The organism is Mesorhizobium sp. M8A.F.Ca.ET.165.01.1.1 (genome assembly GCF_004792065.1).
GTDB lineage: Bacteria > Pseudomonadota > Alphaproteobacteria > Rhizobiales > Rhizobiaceae > Mesorhizobium.
Genome location: NZ_SRTH01000005.1, coordinates 20681 through 44718, shown reverse-complemented (window position 1 = coordinate 44718; position 24038 = coordinate 20681). Strand labels below are relative to the sequence as shown.

Genomic DNA, 24038 nt, shown 5'->3' with positions numbered 1-24038 from the left:
TCGAACCCGGAATCCCCTCCTTAAAAACCTCAAAGAATTGACATGGTTAGCGGGAAATTAATCATACCGATAAAATGCCCGCGAGCCGACATTGGCAAATCGAGTATTCTAAGCAATAAGTTAACTGACTGTTAACTATGGAGCCTTGGTGTGCAAACTGTCTTTGACGGCCAGAGTCTGATTACCGCGGAGGCGATCGCCGGCGGTCTCCGTCGCGGAAAGCCCGAGCATCACGGCGAAGCGTTCGAAACCGCTCGCGCGGAGCTGGCGCTCATCCTCCAGACGACACAGCAACAGGTCGAGCAGCAAAAATCTCCCGCCGAGATCGTTCGCCGCCTGCTGTCGCTCCTCAACGCGCTGCGTGCCAAGGTCCATCCCGACGTGTGGCAAGCCTTGATACCGCTGGTGCAGAACCACCCGCTCCAGAAGTACTTTCTCGAGGATCCGCTGACGCATTGGTCCTTCACCAAGCCCAGGGGGTATTCCGGCGACGCGCAGTTGCTCGACTACATCTATTGTGACCCGCACGTGGCCGAGAGCGTGGCAAGCGCCTCGGAGATCGGCAAGGCGCTTTACAGCCATACCCAGAACGTTCCGTCATGCGTCGCGGCACGGGAACGCCGCGATCTGCTGACCCGCTATGTCGATGAAACCGCGGCCAAGAATGGACCCGAAACCGAAGTCCTGGCGATCGCGGCCGGCCATCTGCGCGAAGCGAACCGTTCGACCGCATTGGCCGAGGGCCGCCTCAAGCGCTGGGTCGCGCTCGACCAGGATCCCCAGAGCGTCGGACTGATCGCGCGCGACTTCCAGGGCACCGCGGTCGAGGCCATCGACGGCTCGGTACGCACCGTGCTCACCAGGAGCCAAAAGCTCGGCAAGTTCGATCTCATCTATGCGTCGGGCCTTTACGACTACCTCCAGCACAATGTCGCCGTGAAACTCACCAAGACATGCCTGCAGATGCTGAAGCCGAACGGGACATTCCTGTTTGCGAACTACGCCGAGGGCACTCCTGACGCCGGCTACCGGGAAACGTTCATGGACTGGGTGCTGCTGCTGCGGTCGGAGGTCGACATGTGGAACATCATCAATGCCAGCGTCGACCGCAACACCGTCGAGGCGCAGGTGTACTTCGGCGAGAACCGCAACGTGCTCTACGGCGTCATCCAAAAGCGCGGATAACACCAGCCTGAACGCACACCGGCTGATATAAGGACCTCGAGCGCTTCAGACGGAGTGCTCGAGGGTTCTTCTTTTGTTTGTGGGGGTTTCCATCATGGCAACTCGCCTGGGCTTGCGGGCAGTCTTTCGCTTGATTGTCGCAGGTTTCCTTGCGTCGCTGACCTTGGTTGGCACCTCGTCGGGCGCCGCAAAGCAGAAAGCGCCCGAAGAATGGCCTATGAATTTCATTTTGGTTCGGAACGGCGATTGCAATGTAAGCTGCATTCAATGGATATCCGCAGAAGGTATCATTAAACCTGATACAGATAGACAATTTGAGAAGTTTCTGCGGAGTCTGAAGGGCCAGAGACTTCCGATCGTGTTTCAGTCCGGCGGCGGGAACGTGGATGCGGCGCTTGCGATCGGGCACATGATCCGGGACGCCAACCTCGAAACCGCGATAGGCAGGACGCAGTTGAATGGCTGCCCGATGCTGGTTCCGCGCTGTCCGGAAAAGATCGTTAAGGACGGCTGGTCGGAAGGGGAAGTTCATTCTGGCGGGGCGTACTGTTTCTCGGCTTGCCCATGGGCCTTGGCCGGAGGCCGGGTTCGCGCCGCGGCTGCCACTGCCCGTATCGCCGTCCATCAGATAACGAACGGCCGGAACAAACCCCGAATGCACAACGGCAGAAGAAATCTCGATGAAATTTCGACGGTGGCTGATCCGGCGCTGAAGCAGATGATGTCCGATTATTTCGACGAAATGGGCCTCGACAGCGCCGATGTGTTCGCCATGATGGGGCTGGCAACACCGCAGGGCCTATATAACGTCTGGGACGCTGAAGCGCTCAAATCAGGCATCGTAACGAAGGTCTATTCGTACTCGGAAGAGCCGGGCTATGTCATTGGTGGATCTGAGGCCAAGGCCACTCCCCCGGCGACGGCCGCACCGACGCCGACGGTTGCTCCCGCGCCGGCGGTCACTCAATCCCGGACGAACTGATGCATCTGCTTCGGTAAGGTATGGCGCGTCTTGTGCCCTAGCCGAAAATTCGCTCGCCCTGCTCGTCGACGAGCTGGATGCCCTTCTTGATCGAGATGTCGACGGCATCGTCCAGCCCGGCAAAGCGGTCGGCGCGGATGAATTTGTGCTCCTTCACCACGCCATCGACCTCCTTGGAGACGACGCCGCAGGTCTGGTACTGGCCCTCGGTCTTGTAGGGCGTGGCGCTGATCGTGAACCCCTTGTGTTCGACCTGCTTGGCGGGCGCGGCACTTGCAGGCTCGGCTGCTTCGCCGCCACCGCCGCCGAAAAGACGTTTCAGAAAAGACATCGCTCAAATCTCCTTGTCGCCTGCGATCGCCGTCGGTGTGCGATTCACGACGTTGTTTTCCCAGCATGCGCGAATGTGCCGCCTCGTTCCAGCCCCCTGATGAAGACGGAGACGAGGAGCGCGATCTGCTGGTCGATCTCGTCCGCCTGCCGGCGCACGGACCTGGCAGCATAACCGCTGGTGACGATGCCATGCACGCTTGACCAGAGGGTTCGCGCTGCGATCCGGCGCGTGTCCTCGTCGAGATCGAAGCCGCCATCGGCAAGGACACTGGCGATGATCTCGAACAACTGGTCGAGCCGCGCCTCATAGACATCGGGCTCGGTCAGCACCGGACGCCGCCTGTTGAAGGCAAGCAGCGCCGGCCAGCTGCCGGGATGAGCCTCGACGAAGCGCACATAGGCGCCGGCCAGTGCCATCAGCCGTTGGCGTACGTCGGTGATGCCGCGCCTGCCAAGATCGGCCATCGCCGCCGCCCCCGCGACACCCAGCCGGTCGAGCAGCCGCATGTTGACGGCGCGGTGCACACCGTCGAGATCGGAAAACAGATTGTAGACCGAGCCGACCGAGATGCCCGCCTGCTCGGCGATGGTCCTGGCCTTCAGATTGTCCATGCCGCCTTCATCGAGCAGCGTCTCGGCAATGACCAGCACCCGCTCGCCCGCCTCTTCCTTGTCCAGTGCCATGCTTTTCCTTCTGAATGAGCGCGCCTTGCGGATGGCCTGCTGTTCGCGACCCGATGCCGCTTCGTTTACCATATGCCGCGCACCGTGAACAGCGTTCAAAAAAGCTCTTGAACAGTGTTCATTTCCTGTTACGTTGGCATCGTGAACATTGTTCACAAAACTTCGAAGGGAGAAGAACCATGCTTAGCCTGATCAGAACATTGCTCGACGGCGCGAGCGCACGGGCCGAGGACGGCCTGAAGGATCGCTTCGCCATCGACCTTCTGGCACAGCGCATTCGCGATGCCGAGACGGGACTTGCCGCCGCCAAGCAGACGCTTGCCTCACTGATCGTGCGCCAACGTGCCGAGCAGGCCGGCCTCGACCATCTCGACCGCCGCCACGCCGACTTGGAGACACGCACGATCAGCGCACTGGCTGCCGGCAACAACGGGCTGGCCGAAAGCGGTGCCGCGGCCATCGCCGAACTGGAAAATGAACGCGAGGTCCGCCGTGCCACGGTTCATAGCCTCAGCGAAAAGACCTTGCGGATGCGCGTTTCGGTGGAGCGGGCGCACCGCCGCATCATCGACCTCAACCAGGGCATGATCTCGGCCCGGGCCATCGATGCCGAGCGCAAGGCGCAGTCGCGTCTCGTCAGGTCGATCGGTCATTCGGCGAGCCTAAACGACGCCGAGGAGCTTTTGGCCCGCATCAAGGGAGCCAGCGATCCGTTCGAGGAGGCCGGCATTCTCGACGAGATCGACGGCGAGCTGCGTCATGACGCGATCCGCGACCGCCTTGCCGACGCCGGGCACGGTCCGGCGGTGAAAGTGCGCGCCAGGGACGTGCTGGAACGCCTGAAGACCATCAACTGAATATCTCGGACCTGACCATAACCTTGTCAAACCCAACTTCGATCCAGTCAAAGGAAACACGACCATGAACAGCAACCAGACCTACATCATGTTCAACACCGTCTCGGTCGGCGCCGCCTACTTCATGCTTGGCCTGTCGCTGTGGCTGGCGCCCGTCGACTTGTCGACCAAGGGCTACTGGGGCATGGGCATCCTGCTGCTCACCGGCAGCCTGGTGAACCTGGTCAAGTATCGCACCGACGAGCGCATCTCCGCCGAGACCACCGCCAAGATCGAAAAGGCGCGCAACGAAAAGCTGATCAGCGAATATGTCGGCAAGGAATGATGCCGGCATGGCCCCACGACAAAAGCCCGGGTCTCCCCGGGCTTTTTTGCGGTCTAACTGGCAAGATCCGGTCTTGCTGGCTCAGCGGTGTGTAAGCGCTTCCAGCGCTTCGGCGGCGGCTTCGAGAATGGCGATCGCCTCGGCCTGCTTTTCGGCAGGCGCATCGACGATGTCGCCGAGCGCCGCGCGCAGCCGGTGGCGGATGGCGCGGAATTCGTCACGCGTTTCCGAGCGTTCGCCACGACCGCCACGGCCGCCGCGACGGTCCTCGCCATCATCGTTCCAGCCGAACCAGTCGCGCGCCTTGGCCATCTTGCGGCCGAAGCGTTCGAGGTGTTCGAGCACGCCGTCGATCATCTCGCGGTTGTCGGCCAGATGCGCCTGCCCGGCCTCGGTGATCGAAAACACCTTCTTGTTGCCTTCGCTCGACGAGACGGCATAACCGGCCTCTTCCAGGAAGGTCAGCGTCGGGTAGACCACGCCAGGGCTCGGACTGTAGATGCCGCTGGTGCGCTCTTCCAGCGCCTTGATGATGTCGTAGCCATGGCGCGGCGCTTCGGCCAGCAGCGACAGCGTGATCAGCTTGAGGTCGCCATCGGCGAGCATCCGCCCGGCGCGAAAGAAGTCGCCCGGGCCACCGCGCCCGCCGCCCCTGCCCCCGAACGGACCGAAGCCGCCGCCGCCTCTGCCACCGAACTTGCCGGCCATGTGCATGAACATGCGCTCGCCGAAATTACGATGGTCTGAGTGATTGTGCCCGAAATTGTGCTTGTGCATTTGATTGCTCCCTGAGTTCTATCTTACGATATATCTTAGTTAGGCACACAAACTGCTGAGTCAAGATATATCTTACGATGTATCTGGTCATGAGCCAAGCGACATCCATGGCGTTCGACGCTTCAGGCCCCGGTGAGGTTGGATGGTGTGTGAATGGAGGTAGGCTACCAGTGGCCCTTGCGCCGATTCCAGCCGTAGAGCAGATCGGCGAAGCGATCATAGGCAAGGTGGGTCAGCGGCAGCACGAGCCGATTGCCGAACAGGCTCGCCAGCCAGCCCTCGCCCGGCGTTGCCAGCCAGACCGCGATCGCGACGTCGGCGCCAACGAGCAATCCACCGTCGGCATCGGTCGCATGCAGCCGGCGGCGGATATCCTCCAGCGAGGCGCCATGCGACGACAGCGCATCGGGCTCCAGGTTGATGTCGCGAAACGCGATCCGCCCGGCCTTGACCGCCTCGATCAACCGCCGCTTCTGCCGGCTGATGCCGGCATCGCAGACCGGGCAGCGCGTGTTGTACCAGACGGTCAGCGCTGGCCCTGGCATCGGTCAGCCGTGATCGTGCCGATGGTGCAGGTCGGGATAGTGCGGATGCTTGTGACGCAGCGGCGCATGCCGGTGCCAGTGCGAATGCGGCTCGCTGACCGGCCCGTCATGATGATGCTGGTGATGCTCGTCATGCACATGGCTGTGCTCGTGCTCCAGCGCTTCATGGTCGTGCTCGTGATCATGACGCTCGGACAGATGCAGCCACAGGCCAACCCCCATCAGCAGGCCCGCAATGCCGAGCTTGAGCGTGACGGCATCGCCCAGCATCAGGATCGCCAGCAACGCGCCGATGAAGGGAGCGAGCGAATAATAGGCTCCCGTGCGTGCCGTGCCGAGATGCCGCAGCGCCAGGATGAACATCACGAGGCTGACGCCGATGCCGAAGAAACCGACCGCGGCCGTGGCCATCACCGTGGTCGCGGCCGGAAACGCCGCGCCGGAGGCGAGCGCCAGCCCGACATTGGCGGCGCCCGCCACCAACCCCTTCAGCATGGCGATGGCCACCGGATCAGCCGCTGATATCTTGCGGGTGAAATTGTTGTCCAGGCCCCATGCCAGGCAGGCCCCCGCGACAAGCAATGCGCCAAGATTGAAGGCAATGCCTTGCCCCGCCCAGGACAGCAGCAGCGCGCCCGCCAGGATGGCGAAGGCGCCGAAAAGCAGGCGCCGGTCGACATTCTCGCGATAGACGAGCCAGGCGATGGCCATCGTCGCCAGCCCCTCCAGATTGAGCAGCAGGGCGGAACTGGACGCCGTGTTGAGGGTGAGGCCGAACATCAGGAGAACCGGCCCGACGATGCCGCCCATGCCGATCGCCAGCGCCAGCCACGGAATATCCCCGGCGGCCAGGCGCGCTTCGCCGGCGCCGGCTTGCCTGCCGCGCAAGAGCCGGTAGAGCGCCAGGCCAATGCCGGCGCCGAGATACAGCAGACCCGCCAGCATGAACGGGCTGACGCTGCCGAGCAGCAATTTGGACAGCGGCGGCGTCGCGCCGAACAAGGCGGCCGAGCCAAGGGCAAGCGGCACGCCTGGCCACAGATGCGAATGGGACTGTGCTTCGGACATGGCTCACCCTATCACGGCGGCGCGCCATGTCATCGACGGGACCGCACGACACGGCTTGCGCCGCTTCCAACAGACGCGTCAGTTCCGACGCATCGCGGCCTTCGGCCCGACGCATTTGTTGTCGCGAAACAGCGCCCACTCCTCGCACAGGCGTCCATTGGGCAGGCGGCAAAACCCGTATTCGTTGCCGGCCTTGTCCTTCCTGACCACGAAGCGGCCGCCGATCGCACCGCAATGGACCGATGCCGGATTGGCCATGGCGACCGATTTTTGCGCGGCGCCGGCATCGACGGGCATCATGGATATCAAGGCAAGGCCGATGGCCGGTGTCGAAAAAATGTTCATCGCGATCTCTCCTGGCCGCATGTCTACCATGGCCAGGCGTCCTGTCCCGAGGCAGATGTCAGATTTGTCGGAACGCCGGATCAGGTGCCCTTAGGCGGCACCTGATCCGGCCGTCGGAAACCTTATTATCCAAGTGAGGTGATGATCTCGCGATAGGCGAATTCGGGGAAGGCCTTCATCGTCCGCGTCCTGATGTTGCCGGCTGCCGCCAGCATCAGCGAGAAACGCGCCAGGATCGCGTCGTCGGGCGCCTCGACCACCGCCACCATGTCGTACTCGCCCATGGTCAGGTAGAACGCCTTGAACGATCCACCCATCTCACCCAATTGCTTCCTGGCGGCGTCGAGCCGCTTCGGTGACTCGCGCAAATTTTTGGCGCCCTGCTCGGTCCAGTTCATCAGCACGATGTAGCTTGTCATGGCACACCTCCCTCCGGGGCCACGGAGCACGGCAACGAGGCCGTTGGTCTGTCGACACGGTCTCGACCGGGGCGGGCTTCCGGGGTTGTCGCCCGAAAAATGCATCCGACGTCGGATTATCCTCCCGCTGCCGACGTCCTGCAAGCACTACCGCGCCGGCCCCATTGCAGTGAGCGCGGCCAGTTGAAGCCCTGTTTGAAAACCCGCTTGATTGCGGCAATCTCCGTCGTGGCGTCAGCCCGGCAAAACGTCCGAGGCCCGTCCAGCCGCCGGAGAGCTTCATGCGCGAGACAACAGACCTGCCACCGGTACAGATCGACATTCCCGCCGCATGGATCGGCGAGGATATGGCCAGGCATCCCGAGACATGGCTCGTCGAACTGGAGCCGCAGGACGTGGCGGAGTTGGAAGCCGCCGCAACCAGCTTCCTTGCCGGCTCGCATGATATCGGCGGCCTGACCAAGGCGGTTTTCCCCTTGCCTCGTCTGGGCGGCCATCTTGCCGCCCTTCGGGAAAAACTGATCGCAGGCATCGGCTTCGAGGTGCTGCGCGGTCTCCCGGTCGAAAGATATTCCGCCGAGATGGCGGCAACGATCTTCTGCGGGGTTGGCGCCCATCTGGGTAGCGCGCGGTCCCAGAATGCCCAGGGCCACATCCTCGGCCATGTCCGCGACATCGGCGCCGACGCCAGGGACACCAGGACGCGCATCTACCAGACGGCGGAGCGCCAGACATTTCACACCGATTCCGCCGATGTCGTCGGCCTGCTCTGCCTGCAAGACGCCATGCAAGGCGGCGAGTCCCTGCTGGTCAGCACGGTGACGATCTACAACGAGATGCGAAAGAGACGGCCTGATCTCGTCCGCATGCTGTTTGATCCGATCGCCACCGACCGGCGCGGCGAAATACCGGAAGGGCAAAAGCCCTATTTCGAAATCCCGGTGCTCAACTGGCATGCCGGACTGCTGACCGGCATCTATCAGCGCCAGTACATCGACAGCGCGCAACGCTTCCCCGATGCCATGCGACTCACCGCCGCCCATGTCGAAGCGCTGGATCTCTTCGACAGCCTCGCCAATGAACCCCTGCTAAACCTGTCGATGCGGCTACGGCCCGGCGACATGCAGTTCGTCTACAATCATTCGCTGCTTCACGACCGCATGGGCTTTCGCGATTGGCCGGATCCGGCCAAGCGGCGTCATATGCTGCGCCTGTGGCTGTCGGTCCCCGGCGACCGTCCGCTGCCTGAATGCTTCAGGCAGCGTTATGGCTCCATCGAGATCGGCAACCGGGGCGGCATCATCGTCAAGGGCGCTCGGCTGAACGTGCCGTTGCTTTGACGCCTGAAACGAAAAAGGGCGCCAACCGGCGCCCTTAACTCTTCGCGACAAAAATGAACTCAGCTGTCCAGGAAGCTGCGCAGCTTGCGGCTGCGGCTCGGATGCTTGAGCTTGCGCAGCGCCTTGGCTTCGATCTGGCGGATACGCTCGCGGGTGACCGAGAACTGCTGGCCGACTTCTTCCAGCGTGTGGTCGGTGTTCATGCCGATGCCGAAGCGCATTCTGAGCACGCGCTCCTCGCGCGGCGTCAGTGAGGCCAAAACGCGCGTGGTGGTCTCGCGCAGATTGGCCTGGATCGCGGCGTCGATCGGCAGGATCGCCATCTTGTCCTCGATGAAGTCGCCCAGATGCGAATCCTCCTCGTCGCCGACAGGCGTTTCGAGCGAGATCGGCTCCTTGGCGATCTTCAACACCTTGCGCACTTTTTCGAGCGGCATGGCAAGCTTTTCGGCCAGTTCCTCTGGCGTCGGCTCGCGGCCGATCTCGTGCAGCATCTGGCGCGAGGTGCGCACGATCTTGTTGATCGTCTCGATCATGTGCACCGGAATGCGGATGGTGCGGGCCTGGTCGGCGATCGAACGCGTGATCGCCTGCCGGATCCACCATGTCGCGTAGGTCGAGAACTTGTAGCCGCGGCGGTATTCGAACTTATCGACCGCCTTCATCAGGCCGATATTGCCTTCCTGGATCAGGTCGAGGAACTGCAGGCCGCGATTGGTGTATTTCTTGGCGATGGAGATGACGAGGCGCAGATTGGCCTCGACCATTTCCTTCTTGGCGATCGCGGCTTCGCGCTCGCCCTTCTGCACCTGGTTGACGATCTTGCGGAATTCCAGGATCGAGATCGCCGTTTCGGTGGCCAGGTGCTGGATCTCGGCGCGCAGGTCCTTGATCGCATCCTTCTCGTTCTTGGTGAATTCCTTCCAGCCGCGCGAGGTCAGATTGGCGATCGAACGCGTCCAGTTCGGATCGAGCTCGGAGCCCTGATATTCCTTCAGGAACTCCTCGCGGCGCACGCCATAACTTTCGGCAAGGCGCAAAAGCTTGCCTTCGTTCTGCACCAGGCGCTTGTTGATGTCGTAGAGCTGCTCGACCAGCGCCTCGATGCGCGCCGTGTTGAGCGACAGCGACTTCACCGCCTTGATCAGCTGGTCCTTCAGTTCCTTCAGCCGGCGGTCCTGGCTGGGCGACAGCGTACCGGCGGCGGCCAGACGGTTCTCGACCTGCTGGTCCTGCAGCTTGCGCAGCTTCTTATAGGTGTCGGCGATGACGTCGAGCGTCTCCATCACCTGCGGGCGCAGTTCCGCTTCCATCGCCGCCAGCGACAGGCTCGCCTCGTCCTCGTCTTCCTCGTCGTCGTCGCCGATGCCGCGCGTGTCGGCGCCGACATTGGTGACGTCGTCTTCATCGTCGCGTCCGCGGCGCGGCTTTTCCTCGGCCTTGGGCGCTTCCTCGATGCGTTCGACAACGGGGGCCTGCTTGGCTTCGGGGCCGGCATAGGTGGCTTCGAGATCGATGATCTCGCGCAGCAGGATCTTGGATTCGTTGAGCTCGTCGCGCCAGATGATGATGGCCTGGAAGGTCAGCGGGCTTTCGCACAACCCCGCGATCATCGTCTCGCGGCCGGCCTCGATGCGCTTGGCGATGGCGATTTCGCCTTCGCGCGACAGGAGCTCGACCGAACCCATTTCGCGCAGATACATGCGCACCGGATCGTCGGTGCGGTCGGTCGGCTCTTTCTTGGTCGTGGTGGCGGCGACGGCGGTGCCAGTCTGCTCGGCCAGCTCGTTGGCGTCTTCCTCGGCATCGGCGGCCGTGTCGCCCGCCTCGGCCTCTTCGCCCTGCTCGTCATCCTCGACGACGTTGATGCCCATGTCGGACAGCATCGCCATCGTGTCCTCGATCTGCTCGGAGGTCACTTCCTCGGAAGGCAGCACCGAATTCAGCTCGTCCATGGTGACATAGCCGCGCTTCTTGGCGGCCTTGATCATCTTCTTGACAGCATCATCGGAAAGGTCGAGCAAGGGCCCATCGGTGGCGCCTTCGCGTTCGGTCTCGACCTCTTCCTTTTCCTTTGTCGCCATAGTCTTTATCTTCTCCTAGCGGCCGGCCATCGGGGCCGCGTAAGCTGTCGGACCAGTCAAATCGGATACGCCCGTTTTTCTAAACGCGCTTTACCCGGCCCATGAGCTGCATCCACTCTTTTGTTTGGTGCATGCCGTTGCCCCAAAACCGGGTTCCACTCTTGGGCGGCATACATTAAGTCCAGATTAACCCTAATATCTGTGGCAGGCGGGCCGCCTGTCCAGTGATCAAGTACCTTGCATCGCTTGTTTCCCGTCGATGCGGGTGCGGGTTAACGTTTCGAATCGTCCTGATTCCGCCATTCTGTCCGAAGGTCAAGCGCCTCTGGCATGATTCGCATGAAAAAAGCGAATCAATTACCCGACTTAGCGCGCCTCGCCCCCAAGGGAAGCGTGGCCGCGCCTTCATTCCCGCACTCAGCTGCACTTAGGCCCGCCCAGCCCTGCCCGACGAAACGCCGAATCCTTCGATCAGCGCTTCCGTCGCTTGTACATCCTGAAATTGCGCCTGAATTTCGATCAGATGGCGGAAGTTTTCGTCCGAAGGATCCGCTTCGAGGGCCGCTTCCGCCTGTTTCAGCTCCTTATGTAAGGTGCGCGCGCTGCGCTGCAAGTGCAACGCCTGGTTCAGAGCGTCGCGGGCATCCTCGAGGGCCGCCGTCTCCAGCGCCGGCCATTGCCGCGCCCGCTTGATCAGGCCGACGGCGCGCTCCCAGATCTCGGCGCAGCCGGCGCGTTCGATCGTCGCCACCACGGCGTGGCGGTCATTGGCCATGTCATGCGCCATCGCGTCGAGAATGGCGGCATGCAGCCGCGTCAGGTCGGAATTGGCGAGGTCGAGGAACTCGACATGGGCGAAATTCTCGTCGATCAGCGCCGGATGGTTGACCAGTGCCACGATGATCGTCGCCTCGCGCACCGACATCCTCTCGCCGCGCCTGACCAGCGCCGACTGGCCGAGGCTTTCGGTGATCGGCATGCGGCCGCCACCGGCCTTGGCGAATTGGCCGCCGGGCGCGGGCTTGCCCTGGCCGCGCTGACCGGGCCGGCCGCCATCCTGACGACCTTGCCGCGCATTGCGCTGGGAGCCGAAGAAGCTCAGCACCCGCTCGCGCATCTCCTGCTGGTAGTGGTAGCGCAGGCTTTCGTCGCGGATGCGGCTGGTCAGTTCGCGCAGCGTCTTCTCGAGTTCGGCCCGCCGCTCCGGCGTGTCGAAGACGCCGCCGGCCGTTTCGCGCATCCACAACAGGTCGACCAGCGGCCGCGCATCGGCCAGCACGGCGCGGAAGGCGTCAGGCCCCTCGGCCTTGACCAGATCGTCGGGATCCTTGCCTTCCGGCAGCAGCGCGAAGCGCGCCGAGCGTCCGGCCTGCACTGACGGCAGCGCCATGTCGGCTGCCCGCCATGCCGCCTTCAGCCCGGCCTTGTCGCCGTCGAAGCACAGCATCGGCTCCGGCGCCATGCGCCACAACAATTCGAGCTGGTTTTCCGTGAGCGCGGTGCCGAGCGGCGCCACGACATTCTCGAACCCGGCCTGCGCCAGCGCGATCACGTCCATATAGCCTTCGACGGCGATGACCGTACCGCCTTTGGCCAAGGCCTTGCGGGCGCGGGCGAAATTGTAGAGCACATTGCCCTTGTGGAAGAGCTCGGTGTCGGGCGAGTTCATGTATTTGGCGAGCGCATCGGGGGCCAGGGCGCGGCCGCCGAAGGCGATGATCTTGCCGCGCGAATCCGGGATCGGGAACATGATGCGGTCGCGGAACCAGTCATAGGAGACCGGAATGTCGTCGCCATGGCGCACCAGCCCGCAGGCCTCGATATCGGCTTTCGGCACACCCTTGGCCGCCAGATGCTCCTTCAGCGCATTGCGGCTGTCGGGCGCGAAGCCGAGCCGGAACGACTGCTGTGTCGCCGGCGTCAGCCCACGATCCCTGAGATAGGCGCGGGCCTTGGCGCCCTCCGGCCCTTGCAGGCGCTCCTGGAAGAAGGCGGTCGCCATCTCCATGACATCGGTCAGGCTGGCGCGTTCCTTCTCGCGTTGTTCCTCCCGTTCGTCGCGGACCGGCATCGGCACGCCGGCCATGTCGGCGATCTTCTCGACCGCCTCGGGAAAACTCAGTCCTTCGAGTTCGGTCAGGAACTTGAAATGGTCACCCGAGACCGAGCAGCCGAAACAGTGATAGCGCCCCTTCTTGTCCTCGCAGTGGAAGGACGGGCTCTTCTCGCCATGGAACGGACAGCACGCCCAATAGTCGCCGCGCGATGCGTTGGTCTTCTTGCGATCCCACGCCACGCGCTGGCCGATAAGCTGTGAAATCGGCACGCGGTCGCGTATCTCGTCGAGGAAGGCAGGCGGAAATCGCATCGGGGAACTCGTTTCGCCACCATATAATCATGCCCGCGATTTCAGACGACCCCCAATAGAGGCCATACCCGGTTTCCACAGGGCAAGGCCACTCCGCGGTCCGCTGATCAGTCGCCGTCATCGACCAAACTCTCGATCGGCAATTCGAGAGCACGGGCAATCCGCAGCCAAAGCGTGACGTCCCCACCGCGCTTTCCGTTCTCGATATCCGAAAGATAGTTCTGGGTCACGCCCACGGAGGCAGCGAGAACGGCCTGGGTCTGCTTGCGGTATCTGCGCCAGAAAGCCAGCGGAGAGACCGCGCCAACAAGTGCTCGTGCTTCATCGGGCGTAAGACCGGGAAGCTGCCCGGCACGAAACCCGCCAAGCGCCTGCGCATGCTCCAGCGATTCACGAAGGGCTTCCAGTTCGCTGCGCGGCAGGATGGCCAGTTCCTCGCCACCTGGCGTCGTGACATAGGCGATGTTGTTCATTCCGGCATTCCTTCAATCATATACCGATCCACGCGGTCCGATCTTGGTCACGATGATCTCTTGATCCGTCTCTTCGAAGATCACGCGATAGTCGCCGACCCTTAAGCGCAGCGCCGACGATCCCTGCAAGGCCTTGACGCTGTTGGCAAGCGTACTCGCGTCCCTGGCATAGGTTTCGATCTTCGATAAAATCCTCTCGGCATCGACCCGATGCTTTCGCAACGCTTTTGCCGCCAAGGGCAGAAGTATGACCCTCTTCACCGTTTAAATATCGCATATTGTGATATTTTCAGCAAGGCGGGTCGGCATGAGACCGGATAGTCAAAAAGAAGGCGACCCTCGCGGGCCGCCTTCTATCGAAGGGCCGGCGAGATGCCGGCCATCGTCAATGATTATTGCGCGGCGAGCGCGCCGAAGATGACGCCGGAGAGGATGCCGACCAGCACATAGTCATTGCCGACGCGGATCCATTCCTGGCCGCGGCCGGGACGATGCAGGCCATAGCGGCCATAGTCGCGGATCGGCTGGTGCCGCCTCCAGCCAGAATATTTCTGGCCATTGCGCCAGTTGTTCCGCTTCACGACGACCTTCTTCTGGACGAACCGCTTCTGGATGACGCGCTTCTTGGCGTCCCGGTGGGTAGGCTTCTGCCAGTCGACCTTGGTGTAGTTCGACTGCGGCGCCACTGGCGCGTTCATCGGCGCTGCCTGGCCGGCAAGCGAGGTGGCGGCCAGCATCGAGAAAGCGAGGGCGGAAAGAACAATGCGTTTCATCAGAAGTCTCCTTGGTTGTCGATGCCAGGAGGGATAACGGCCAGGGGATGAACCGAAACTGAACGCCAGCATTACAATTGTGTAATGAATTCCTGTGCTTATCCAAAAGATTTGAACATTGCCACAAAGACCGGCGCCAAAACATCGCAGATCCGGCCGATCGCCGCTCAAGCCGGTGCAACCGTTTGCTGACCCGTCCATTTTCCGACACCGGCTGTCGCCTCGCGGCGGCCCCTTGAAATCGACAAATTTTTATTATTCGGCTAAAATATTCCGGCTATATTCCAAGGCTGTCATGACCATGATTCGTACCCTCGCCTTCTCCCCCCGTCGCCATGCCGGCCGCAGCGAGCGCCATGCACGCATGCAGGCGCCGCGATGAGCGGCTCCGTCGTCCTCCTGCATCTGGCCGGCGCCGTCGCGCTGATGCTGTTTGCCACCCGCATGGTCAAGACCGGCGTCGAGCGCGCCTATGGCGACGTGCTGCGTCATCGCCTGCGCGCCACCATGCGCAACCCGATCATGGCGGTGCTGGCCGGCACCGGCCTCGCGATCGCGCTGCAAAGCTCGACCGCGGTCACGCTGCTGGTCGGCTCCTTCGCCGGTTCCGGCATCGTCTCGGGCGCCGCCGGCCAGTTGGCGGTACGGGGCGCCGAGATCGGCTCTGCTCTGGTGGTCAAGCTGCTGACCTTCGACCTCACGCTCTTGGTACCGCTCTGCCTGATATCGGGCACGGTGATGTTCATGGCCACCGAGCGGCGCGACTGGCGACAGACCGGCCGCATCCTGGTCGGCATCGGCCTCTTGATCCTGTCCCTGGAAATGATCGGCCAGGCGTCCGAGCCGCTGCGCAACAGCCAGTTGCTGCCGGTCATCCTCAATTATTTCTCCAGCGATTCCATCACCGCCTACCTGTTGGCGGCAATGATCACCTGGCTGTTCCAGTCGAGCATCGCGGCGGTGCTGTTGATGGCGACGCTGGCCGGCCGCGGCCTGATCAGCCCTGAACTCGGCCTCGTCCTTATCCTCGGGGTCAATCTCGGTTCGTCGCTGATCGCGCCGATGCTGACACGCTCGGCCAGCCCCGAAGTCCGTGTGGTGCCGGTCGGCAACCTCCTGATGCGCGGGCTTGGCTCGCTGGTCATGCTGATCCTGTTCATGATCTTCCGGCCGCATGTCGCCTTCCTCGGCTCGACGGCGGCCGATCAGATCGTCAACGCCCATATCCTGTTCAATGTGATCATCCTGCTCGCCGGCCTGCCGCTGGCCGGTTTGGTCTACCGAGCCTCCGAAAGGATCGTGGCCCTCGGCGCCAAGCCGGCGCCTGCCGCCACGCTCGAGGTCGTCGAACTGTCGGCGCTCAACGAAAGCGCGCTCGATGTGCCGAGCCAGGCTCTGGCCAACGCCACACGCGAGGTGGTGCGGGTCTGCGAGACGGTCGAGATCATGCTCAAGCGCATCATCGAACTCTATGAGGACGCCGACTCGGACAAGATCAAGGCGCTGGCGGCCCTCGACGACCGTGTCGACCGCAGGCACGCGGCCATAAAGCTCTACCTCGCAAAGGTGACCAGGAACCCGATGACCGAAGACGAGGCGCTGCGCTGCCAGGAGCTGATCGGCGCTTGTGTCAAGCTCGAGCAGGTCGGCGACATCATCGTGCGGAACATGCTGGTGCATGTGAAGAAGAAATTCGAGCGCGGCCTGGAATTCACCAACGAAGGCTGGAGCGAGTTGTGCGCCTTCCATGGCTCGGTGCTGGCCAATGCCCGTCTTGCCTTCAACGTGCTGGTGTCGCGAGACCCCGAGACCGCTCGCCAGCTTGTGCTGGAGAAGGACCGGCTGCGTGACCGCGAGAAGGAAACCAGCGCCAGCCATTTCCTGCGCCTGCGCGAAGGCACCGCCAGAAGCGTCGAAACCAGCTCGATCCACCTCGATACCATCCGCGACCTGAAGCAGATCAACTCGCTGCTGGCGTCGATGGCCTATCCCGTGCTGGAAGAGCGCGGCCTGCTTTTTGGATCCAGACTGAAGGCGAGCTGACAAAGTTGCCAATTTCCCCCTCGAGGGGGAGTTTGGCGCTTCATCGCCGCACCCCGCTCAAGAAAACCTAAACCGGCGACAAAAATTTCTGGATTGCCCGCCACGGCCATCCATGGTTTGAGCCTTCCATTTCGAGGGTTTGTTTTTCATGTCGCTGCCGCTCATCGCCCTGTTCATCGCCGCTTTCGCTTTCGGCACCACCGAATTCGTCATCGCCGGCGTGCTGCCGCAGGTGGCGCAAGGGCTTGGCGTTTCGGTTCCTTCCGCCGGCTACCTCGTCTCCGGCTATGCCTGCGGCATCGCCATCGGTGGGCCGCTGCTGGCGCTCGCCACCAAGAGCCTGTCGCGCAAGGCCTTGCTGCTCGGCCTCGCTGTCGCCTTCACCATCGGTCAGGCGGCCTGCGCGCTGGCGCCCGACTTCACCTCCATGCTGTTGCTGCGCATTGCCGTGGCCGTCGCGCATGGCGCCTATTTCGGCGTTGCCATGGTGGTTGCCGTCGGCCTGGTGCGCGAGGATCAGCGCGGCATGGCGGTGGCCGTCATCCTGTCGGGCCTCACCGTCTCCAACATCATCGGTGTGCCGGCGGGCACCGCCATCGGCAACATCTGGGGCTGGCGCGCGACATTCTGGGTGATGGGCGCACTGGGCGTGGCGGCAACTCTTGCCATGGCGGCTTTGTTGCCGCGCGCTACCGGATATCAGGCCAAGTCGGCGAGCCTTGCCAGCGAGGTTCGGGTGCTGGCGCGCCAGCAGGTCTGGACCTCGCTGATCCTGATGCTGATGCTGATGCTCGGCCAGTTCTGCCTGTTCACCTACATCACCCCAACGCTGCTGGAGGTCACAGGGCTCGACGAAAGCCTGGTGCCCTGGGTGCTGCTGCTCAACGGCGTCGGCGCCACGCTTGGCGTCTTCCTCGGCGGCAAACTGTCCGACTGGAAACTGATGCCGTCGCTGATCTCCATGCTCGCCCTGCAGGCGGTGACGCTGGCCATCATCTATCTCGTCAGCCCCTACCCCCTGCCGATGGTTGTCGCGATCATCGTCTGGGGCGGTCTCAACTTCGCCATCGGCACCCCCATCCAGACCCGCATCCTGGCCTGGACGGCGGATGCCTCCGGTCTCGCCGCTTCGCTCATCCCGTCCGGCTTCAATATCGGCATCGCTTTGGCCGCGTCGCTCGGAGCAGCCATGCTCAATGCCGGCTACGGCTATCGCAGCCTGCCGGTTGTTGGCGCCTTCGCGATGGCGGTTGCCGTCATCGTGGCTGTCATTTCCCATCTCTGGGAACGGCGCAGCGACATCAGCCCGCCGGTACCGGTGGCCGCCGAATAACATGGCAAGGACTGTCGCTGATTTCGGCCTGACCTGCGGCACCTTGCCGACGGGCACGCACAATGCGATCACCGATGTGCCTGGCGTGCGCGTCGGTCACTGCACGCTGCGCGACGGCGACATCAACACCGGCGTGACCGCGGTCCTGCCGCATGGCGGAAATCTGTTCCGCAAAAAGGTGACGGCGGCAAGCCATGTCATCAACGGCTTCGGCAAGACCATCGGGCTGATGCAGGTGCAGGAACTCGGCACCATCGAGACGCCTGTTCTCCTGACCAACACGCTCTCGGTCGGCATCTGCGCCACGGCGCTGATCCGTGACGCCATCCGCCAGAACCCCGATATCGGCCGCACCACCGGAACCGTCAATCCGGTGGTCGGTGAGTGCAATGACGGCCCGCTGAACGACATCCAGGCCCTGGCGATATCGGAGGAGCATGCCCTTGCCGCGCTCGCCGATGCGCGTGAGGGCGCCGTCGAACAGGGCAATGTCGGCGCCGGAACGGGAATGAGCTGCTTCGGCTTCAAGGGCGGCATCGGCTCGGTCTCCAGGAAGATCGCGCTTGGCGGCGGACATCATCTTGGCGTTCTGGTCCTGTCGAATTTCGGCAGGCCCGGCGACCTCGTCTTGCCCGACGGGCGCCGGCCCGATCCCAGGCGGCACGCCGAGCCCGAACGCGGCTCGATCATGGTCGTTCTGGCGACGGATGTGCCGCTCGAACACCGCCAGCTCGAGCGCGTGGCGCGCCGCACCGGGGCCGGCATCGCCAGGCTTGGCTCCTTCTGGGGCAATGGCAGCGGGGACATCGCCATCGCCTTCAGCACCGGCAACCTGATCGACCATGATGAAAACCGCGATCTGGTGCCGCTGCTCGCGCTCAACGAAGCGCGCATCGACATTCTTTTCAGGGCGGCGGCGGAAGCGACGCAGGAGGCGGTGCTGAACTCCATGCTTTCCGCCGACGCTTTCACCGGCCGGGCCGGCACGCACCGCGCATCGCTCGCCGACTGGCTGCGTGATCAGGCCGAAAGGCGATAGGCCTGGAGACCGTTTGGAAATTCGCTCTGGCGAGTCATATGATGGTGGTTCGAGTGCCGGAGCGCGGCGGACATTGGGTCCGTGAGGATCGGAAGCGCGAAAAACGCCTTCAGATGGCCGCCGGAGTAGGTTCCAAACGGCCCGTTACAAATCGATCCGGAACCGCAGGCTCTCTACCCCGCCATAGGCGGCGTCCTCGAAGAAGCGCTCGACGAGTCTGCCGCCATTGGCCAGGATCACCTTGTGCGAGGCCGGATTGCCCGGCTTGGCAGTGAGCTCGACATAGGGCAGGCGGACCGCCCTCGCCTCGTCCAGCATCAGCCTCACCGCCTCGGTGGCGTAGCCGCGCTTTCGCTTCCACGGCACCACGGCATAACCGATATGGCCAAGCACGTGCGGCGGCAGTTCCGCCGTGCCCCTCTGCCAGCGAAAGCCGATCGAGCCCGACGCCTCGCCGTCCCAGATCCAGCGGCGGAAACCCGGCAGGCGTGGCACTTGTGTGCCGTCTGGCAAGGCGATGGGCGGCCCCTTGGCCTCGGGATCGTCGAGGCTGGCGAGGAATGCCATGGGGTCCTCGTCGATCGCCGCAAGCTCCGCGCGTGTTGCCTCCATGAGCCGCACATTGTCCGGCGACCAGCCGCGTTCGAGCGCCGCCTTGTAGGACGGCAGATGTTCGAGCGCGGGTTTGACGATCTCGATCATGGTCGATGCTTCCTGAAAAACGAAGCAGGCATACCCTTGGACAGCAGGGCGCTCAAGCCGCCTGAAAGCGGATCTCGGCGGATCGAAAATCGGGGGGACGTTTTTCAGGCTTCCACAGCCGCCTTGGGCCGGCATGGCTGGTTGCGCGTCTCCCTCGGCTTTTCGCGCATACTTGCCGGCGCGCTAAACAAGATGTGTTTCGCCTGATGGCGCGCGGCGTTTTATGATTGTGCTTGGGTGATTCATCGTGGGGAATCACGAACGGCTTCGACAGGAGAATGGGTCCGGTGCGGTTGAGATCTGTCCCGTTGGGTGTCGTTACGCTCCTCGGCCTCCTCGTCGTCGTCATTGCCCTGACGGCATCGGCCCGATCCTTTGCCGCGCCATCGGCCGTTCCCGCCTGGCTGCAGGCCCACGTCGGCAACGCCGACGGCCAGATTTCACAAGTGGTGCTGGAGCGGGCGCGCTCGCTTTACCTGCAGAAAGTGGCGCAGGGCGCCGTCCGGAACCCCTGCTATTTCGCCATGGACGCCACCCGTCCCGGCGATCTCGGCAATGGCGTGCTGGGACGCCGCTACTATGTCGTGTGCGAAGCCAGCCAGTCGTTTCGCGCGATTTCGGCGGGCCATGGCGGCGGCCGGAACCTGAAAGGCACCGTGAACTTTTCGAACGGCAGGCGCTGCGCCAAGAACTTCGGCAACGCCATGGATTCGGAACTGACCGCCGGCGGCGCCTACATGACCCGCGAAGCGAAAACCTCGTTCAAGGGCTTTTATCGCACCGGCGCGAAACAGGACGTGGCTTTCCAGCGCACTTTCATCCAGTTCGACGGCGAAGGCGAGGCCGCCAACGCCAGGCAGCGCGTGATCGGCGGCCACGCGGCGCAGGTGCTGCGCACCATGTGCATGCGCAAGACCCCGAACAGCGCCTATGCCGACCACGACGGCATGGTGCCGTTCGGCAAGCTGGTGGACTATGCCGGCGGCCGCAGCAATGGCTGCACCAGTTGGTCCCCGGCCGATGCCAGGCAACTCATCTCGATGGTGAAGGACAATCCGACGACGCTCTACATCTACCCGGAATCGCGCGACATCGCCGCCATTGCGAGCGGCCATTCCGCTTCAGGCACCTACTGGAACGCATCCTGCCTGAAGGAGATCGGTACGCCGAAATTCTGGCCGCGAAAAACCCTCGAGCCTGTCATCGCCCAATATAAGCAGGATCATCCCGCACCACCTGCGCAGCCACTGCCGATCTGCAAGGAGCCGTGAGACGGTACCCACGGCGCCCTGCACCGGCTTAGTGCAGGAAATCGAGCACGGCCTTCATGAACTCAGCGGGGTATTCCACGTTCGACAAGTGGACCGCGGGCAGCACGACGAGCTTCGCGCCGGGCACCGCGGCCGCGATCACCTCGCTATGGCTCGCCGCCGTCACCGTGTCGTGCTCGCCGGCGATCACCAGCGTCGGCCGGGAGATCAGCGCGATGGTGCGGCGAAGATCGGCATCACGAACCGCCGCGAACAGGCCGGCCAGGCCTTGCCGGTCGATCGCAAGCAGCATAGCGCGGAATTCCTCGATGACGGGTTCGTCGGCCGCCACCATGTCCGCCGGGAACCAGTTGTTGAGAAACACTTCGGCCGTTTCCGACATGTCCGGCGCCTGCCGCACGACGGCAATCCGCTCGTCGAAATAACTTGCTGGCGAAAGGTGAGACGAGGTGTTGCTCAGGATCAGCCGGTCGATCCGCTCGGGCGCATGAACGCCGAGCCACTGCCCGACGAAACCGCCGAGCGACAGGCCGAGAAAATGCACGCGCCCGAGGCCGAGCGCATCGATGAGTTCGATCACGTCGCGGCCAAGCCGGTCGAGGGAATAGGCGCCGACTGGCGCGCTCGACCCGCCATGACCACGAAAGTCGTAGCGCAGAACGCGGAAATGCCTGGACAGTTCGCCGACCTGCCCATCCCACATATGCAGCGTGGTGGCGATGGAGTTGGACAGCACCAGCACCGGCTTTCCGGCGTCGCCGTCGAAGCGATAGGCGATGCGCGTGCCGTCGCCGACAGTCACGAAATTCAGCTCGCTCATGTTGAAGATCCTCTTGGAACGTTGAATGAGGCAAAGCGTAGCCGTGGTCGGGCTTTAGTGATATTACAAAGATAGGACAATCTCTGTAATCAAAGCTGACATGGCCGAGTTCACCTTGCACGATCTTCAGTGCTTCGACGCCGTGATCCGCACCGGCGGCTTTCAGCCGGCCGCGGCCATGCTGCACCGCTCGCACCCGGCGGTGTTCGCCGCTGTCGCCAAGCTCGAACGGCAGCTCGATCTGGTTCTTCTTGACCGCAGCGGCTATCGCGTTCGTGCGACGGAAGCGGGGCTGTCGTTCCAGCGGCGCGCGCAGCAGCTGCTGCGCGAACTGGACGGCCTGCGCGTCCATGCCGCCCAGCTTTCGATGGGCGAGGAAAGCGAAATCCATGTCGTGATCGGCGACCTCTGCCCGCGCCCGCGGGTGCTGGGCATGCTCGGACGGTTCTTCGCCCAATGCCCCGGCACCCGGCTGCATCTCCATTTCGAAGCCGTCGGCGGCCCGTCGGAGCGTCTTTTCGACGACAAAGCCGATCTGATCCTGCACTGGATCGACAAGGGCGACGCACGGATCGAATGGATCGACCTCAGCAAGGTGCCCTTCATTCCCGTGGTGGCGCCGGGCTTCCTGCCCGAGTGCATCGAACGACCGATCACACTGGAGAAGATGCAGGCATTCACCCAATGCGTGATGCGCGACACCGCCCTGCATTCACCACGACAGGACTACTTCGTGGTCGAAGGCGCGCCGCAATGTCTGGTCCCCGATCAAGCCATGAAGAAGGAAATCATCCTCCAAGGCCTCGGCTGGGGCCACCTGCCGCATTTCCTGATCGCGGAAGAGCTGCGCGACGGGCAGCTCCTGTCCATTGCCGGCAGTCATCTGCCGGGCCGCACCGACGACTTGGTCGTGGCGCGCCGCCGCGACCGGCCGCACGGGCCGGTCGCCCACCGTCTGTGGAACCATATCCAGCAGGAAGCGCCGGCTTTGCGCCGTGCGTTAGAACTCAAACGCCAGGCTGATCCGTGAAACGGATACTTGATACCAGGGGAGTTCCCGGAGGCCGTTCAATCGGCATCGGGGGGACGGTTCAGGAGACTATTGGTCTGAAGCGGCAATGGCGATCTGTCGTAGCGCTTCGATCGTCTCAAGCTCGCGATATGACGTTTCGTCGTTGGTAAGGCCATATCGGCGGTTGGCCGAAAGCTTTACCATGACGATGTCGCGCGCCGGATTTACATAGATGAACTGATTGTAGACGCCGACAGCCGCAAACTCCCCTTCGGTTCCGTCCATAATCCACCACTGGTAGCCGTACCCCCACAGAGAATCGGAGTGGCTCATATCGCCTGGCATCAAGTGGGGTGCGTCAGGAGTGATCGAAGCCTTCACCCACGCGTTGGGAACAATCTGGCGCCCTTGCCAGCATCCTCCCAACCGAAACAATTCGCCAATCTTGAGGTAGTCCCGCGCTGTAGCGTTGAGACCGGCATAAGCCATTTCCATTCCAGTATCGTCGAGCAGCCAGCATGCTTCCGATTCCATGCCAAGGGGGTGCCAGAGAACGTCCTGGACGTAGGCGTGGATCGGACGGGCAGTGACGCGCTTGAGCAGCATGCCGAGCACCTGGGTATCAGTGCTATTGTAGAAATTGAAGGTGCCTGGCTCTCTCGCTCTCTTCAAAGTCGGTGGAAAGCCATTGAATGAGCCGCCTTTGGCCGTGATCGCGGCGAAGCGGTTGATGTCCGAATCAGGGTCGCTGTAGTCCTCATTCCAGCCAGCTCCAGAGGACATTTGAAGCACATCTTTGATACGCACGCCGTCATATGCCGACCCGCTCAATTCCGGCAGGTAAGAGGAAATGCTGTCATCGAGAGTCGCGACCAATCCAGTGCCAACGGCAATCCCGAGGGAGGCAGAAATGACGCTCTTGGCCACGGACATGGACTTCCATCGCCTGTCCCGACCACCCCAAGGCGCATAGCGCTCAAAGACGAGCACACCGCTTTTCAGCACGAGCAGTGCCATGGTTTCGGTTTCTTCGAGGAAACCATCAATTGATCTGAGTTTCCCTTCATACCGGTAGTTCGCCGGCAAGGCTATTTCGGCCGCCCCTGGGAAAACAAAGGGTTCCGGAGATGCCGACATCCGCCCGACTGGAAAGATCGTATCCATGGTCTGGAAATTCTGGCGCTGATCGGCACCAGTGAATAGGCTTCTAATGTAGGCTTCACGGCTCATTGCTGCGCCCATAGGGTGCCCTTCAAATGT

Annotated in this window: 25 protein-coding genes; 10 read left to right on the top strand and 15 right to left on the bottom strand. The window is 62.8% G+C overall.

What is annotated here, in order from left to right; all coding sequences use genetic code 11:
* Positions 1-150: 150 nt before the first annotated feature.
* Positions 151-1185, top strand: coding sequence for a class I SAM-dependent methyltransferase (locus tag EN808_RS16095; RefSeq protein WP_127278825.1), 1035 nt, complete (start codon positions 151-153; stop codon positions 1183-1185).
* 94 nt (positions 1186-1279) lie between these two features.
* Positions 1280-2167 (top strand): hypothetical protein, encoded by an 888-nt coding sequence (locus EN808_RS16090; RefSeq protein ID WP_135916353.1) that lies wholly within the window; start codon positions 1280-1282, stop codon positions 2165-2167.
* 37 nt (positions 2168-2204) lie between these two features.
* On the opposite strand, the gene EN808_RS16085 is transcribed toward EN808_RS16090, so the two are convergent.
* Together EN808_RS16085 and EN808_RS16080 are read right to left on the bottom strand one after the other, a co-directional pair.
* Complete coding sequence (locus tag EN808_RS16085) at positions 2205-2498, bottom strand: HlyU family transcriptional regulator (RefSeq protein WP_127278827.1); 294 nt, start codon at positions 2496-2498, stop codon at positions 2205-2207.
* A 44-nt stretch (positions 2499-2542) separates the two neighbouring features.
* A complete protein-coding gene (locus tag EN808_RS16080) occupies positions 2543-3184 on the bottom strand; it encodes a TetR/AcrR family transcriptional regulator (protein ID WP_135916352.1) in 642 nt (213 codons plus the stop codon).
* 179 nt (positions 3185-3363) lie between these two features.
* On the opposite strand from EN808_RS16080, the gene EN808_RS16075 reads away from it, so the two are divergent.
* Together EN808_RS16075 and EN808_RS16070 are read left to right on the top strand one after the other, a co-directional pair.
* Positions 3364-4041 carry a PspA/IM30 family protein gene (locus EN808_RS16075; RefSeq protein WP_135916351.1) on the top strand — a complete coding sequence of 226 codons (678 nt, stop codon included), beginning with the start codon at positions 3364-3366 and terminating at the stop codon, positions 4039-4041.
* A gap of 64 nt (positions 4042-4105) precedes the next feature.
* Positions 4106-4366, top strand: a complete 261-nt coding sequence (locus tag EN808_RS16070) for a YiaA/YiaB family inner membrane protein (protein WP_127280449.1) — start codon at positions 4106-4108, stop codon at positions 4364-4366.
* An 81-nt stretch (positions 4367-4447) separates the two neighbouring features.
* Here the strand turns inward: EN808_RS16070 and EN808_RS16065 are convergent, their stop codons facing one another.
* The 5 genes from EN808_RS16065 to EN808_RS16045 form a co-directional block, all read right to left on the bottom strand.
* On the bottom strand, positions 4448-5143 hold the full coding sequence (locus EN808_RS16065; RefSeq protein ID WP_135916350.1) for a PadR family transcriptional regulator: 696 nt from the start codon (positions 5141-5143) through the stop codon (positions 4448-4450).
* Positions 5144-5307: 164 nt separating this feature from the next.
* On the bottom strand, positions 5308-5688 hold the full coding sequence (locus EN808_RS16060; protein WP_135916349.1) for a DCC1-like thiol-disulfide oxidoreductase family protein: 381 nt from the start codon (positions 5686-5688) through the stop codon (positions 5308-5310).
* A gap of 3 nt (positions 5689-5691) precedes the next feature.
* Positions 5692-6756 carry a DMT family transporter gene (locus tag EN808_RS16055; protein WP_135916348.1) on the bottom strand — a complete coding sequence of 355 codons (1065 nt, stop codon included), beginning with the start codon at positions 6754-6756 and terminating at the stop codon, positions 5692-5694.
* 78 nt (positions 6757-6834) lie between these two features.
* On the bottom strand, positions 6835-7101 hold the full coding sequence (locus EN808_RS16050) for a DUF333 domain-containing protein (protein ID WP_127280453.1): 267 nt from the start codon (positions 7099-7101) through the stop codon (positions 6835-6837).
* A gap of 125 nt (positions 7102-7226) precedes the next feature.
* A complete protein-coding gene (locus tag EN808_RS16045; protein ID WP_127280454.1) occupies positions 7227-7520 on the bottom strand; it encodes a GYD domain-containing protein in 294 nt (97 codons plus the stop codon).
* Positions 7521-7801: 281 nt separating this feature from the next.
* Between EN808_RS16045 and EN808_RS16040 the strand changes: the two genes are divergently transcribed.
* A complete protein-coding gene (locus tag EN808_RS16040; RefSeq protein ID WP_135916347.1) occupies positions 7802-8860 on the top strand; it encodes a TauD/TfdA family dioxygenase in 1059 nt (352 codons plus the stop codon).
* Positions 8861-8919: 59 nt separating this feature from the next.
* Here EN808_RS16040 and rpoD read toward each other — a convergent pair whose 3' ends face one another.
* The 5 genes from rpoD to EN808_RS16015 all read right to left on the bottom strand — a co-directional run bounded on the left by rpoD (position 8920) and on the right by EN808_RS16015 (position 14558).
* Positions 8920-10944, bottom strand: coding sequence for an RNA polymerase sigma factor RpoD (gene rpoD, locus EN808_RS16035; protein ID WP_127278332.1), 2025 nt, complete (start codon positions 10942-10944; stop codon positions 8920-8922).
* Positions 10945-11371: 427 nt separating this feature from the next.
* On the bottom strand, positions 11372-13312 hold the full coding sequence (dnaG, locus tag EN808_RS16030; protein WP_135916346.1) for a DNA primase: 1941 nt from the start codon (positions 13310-13312) through the stop codon (positions 11372-11374).
* A 107-nt stretch (positions 13313-13419) separates the two neighbouring features.
* Positions 13420-13785: a helix-turn-helix transcriptional regulator gene (locus tag EN808_RS16025; protein ID WP_127278334.1), complete on the bottom strand. Its 366-nt coding sequence runs from the start codon at positions 13783-13785 to the stop codon at positions 13420-13422.
* 12 nt (positions 13786-13797) lie between these two features.
* Positions 13798-14046: a type II toxin-antitoxin system RelE/ParE family toxin gene (locus EN808_RS16020; protein WP_127278335.1), complete on the bottom strand. Its 249-nt coding sequence runs from the start codon at positions 14044-14046 to the stop codon at positions 13798-13800.
* Between the two features lie 131 nt (positions 14047-14177).
* Positions 14178-14558 carry an RcnB family protein gene (locus EN808_RS16015; protein WP_135916345.1) on the bottom strand — a complete coding sequence of 127 codons (381 nt, stop codon included), beginning with the start codon at positions 14556-14558 and terminating at the stop codon, positions 14178-14180.
* A gap of 378 nt (positions 14559-14936) precedes the next feature.
* Between EN808_RS16015 and EN808_RS16010 the strand changes: the two genes are divergently transcribed.
* From EN808_RS16010 to EN808_RS16000, 3 genes are all read left to right on the top strand, one after another.
* The gene (locus EN808_RS16010; protein WP_135916344.1) at positions 14937-16601 is read left to right on the top strand and encodes a Na/Pi cotransporter family protein; all 1665 of its coding nucleotides are present in this window, start codon (positions 14937-14939) and stop codon (positions 16599-16601) included.
* Between the two features lie 148 nt (positions 16602-16749).
* Positions 16750-17934, top strand: coding sequence for an MFS transporter (locus EN808_RS16005; RefSeq protein ID WP_135916343.1), 1185 nt, complete (start codon positions 16750-16752; stop codon positions 17932-17934).
* A gap of 1 nt (position 17935) precedes the next feature.
* Positions 17936-18973: a P1 family peptidase gene (locus tag EN808_RS16000; protein ID WP_135916342.1), complete on the top strand. Its 1038-nt coding sequence runs from the start codon at positions 17936-17938 to the stop codon at positions 18971-18973.
* A 144-nt stretch (positions 18974-19117) separates the two neighbouring features.
* Here EN808_RS16000 and EN808_RS15995 read toward each other — a convergent pair whose 3' ends face one another.
* The gene (locus EN808_RS15995; protein ID WP_135916341.1) at positions 19118-19675 is read right to left on the bottom strand and encodes a GNAT family N-acetyltransferase; all 558 of its coding nucleotides are present in this window, start codon (positions 19673-19675) and stop codon (positions 19118-19120) included.
* Between the two features lie 287 nt (positions 19676-19962).
* On the opposite strand from EN808_RS15995, the gene EN808_RS15990 reads away from it, so the two are divergent.
* Positions 19963-20946, top strand: a complete 984-nt coding sequence (locus EN808_RS15990) for a hypothetical protein (RefSeq protein WP_127279696.1) — start codon at positions 19963-19965, stop codon at positions 20944-20946.
* Between the two features lie 28 nt (positions 20947-20974).
* Here the strand turns inward: EN808_RS15990 and EN808_RS15985 are convergent, their stop codons facing one another.
* Positions 20975-21766 (bottom strand): alpha/beta fold hydrolase, encoded by a 792-nt coding sequence (locus tag EN808_RS15985; RefSeq protein WP_135916340.1) that lies wholly within the window; start codon positions 21764-21766, stop codon positions 20975-20977.
* Positions 21767-21866: 100 nt separating this feature from the next.
* Here EN808_RS15985 and EN808_RS15980 point away from each other — a divergent pair, with 100 nt between their 5' ends.
* Positions 21867-22796, top strand: a complete 930-nt coding sequence (locus EN808_RS15980) for a LysR family transcriptional regulator (protein WP_135916339.1) — start codon at positions 21867-21869, stop codon at positions 22794-22796.
* A 69-nt stretch (positions 22797-22865) separates the two neighbouring features.
* On the opposite strand, the gene EN808_RS15975 is transcribed toward EN808_RS15980, so the two are convergent.
* On the bottom strand, positions 22866-24020 hold the full coding sequence (locus EN808_RS15975; RefSeq protein ID WP_210235450.1) for a serine hydrolase: 1155 nt from the start codon (positions 24018-24020) through the stop codon (positions 22866-22868).
* Positions 24021-24038: the final 18 nt, after the last annotated feature.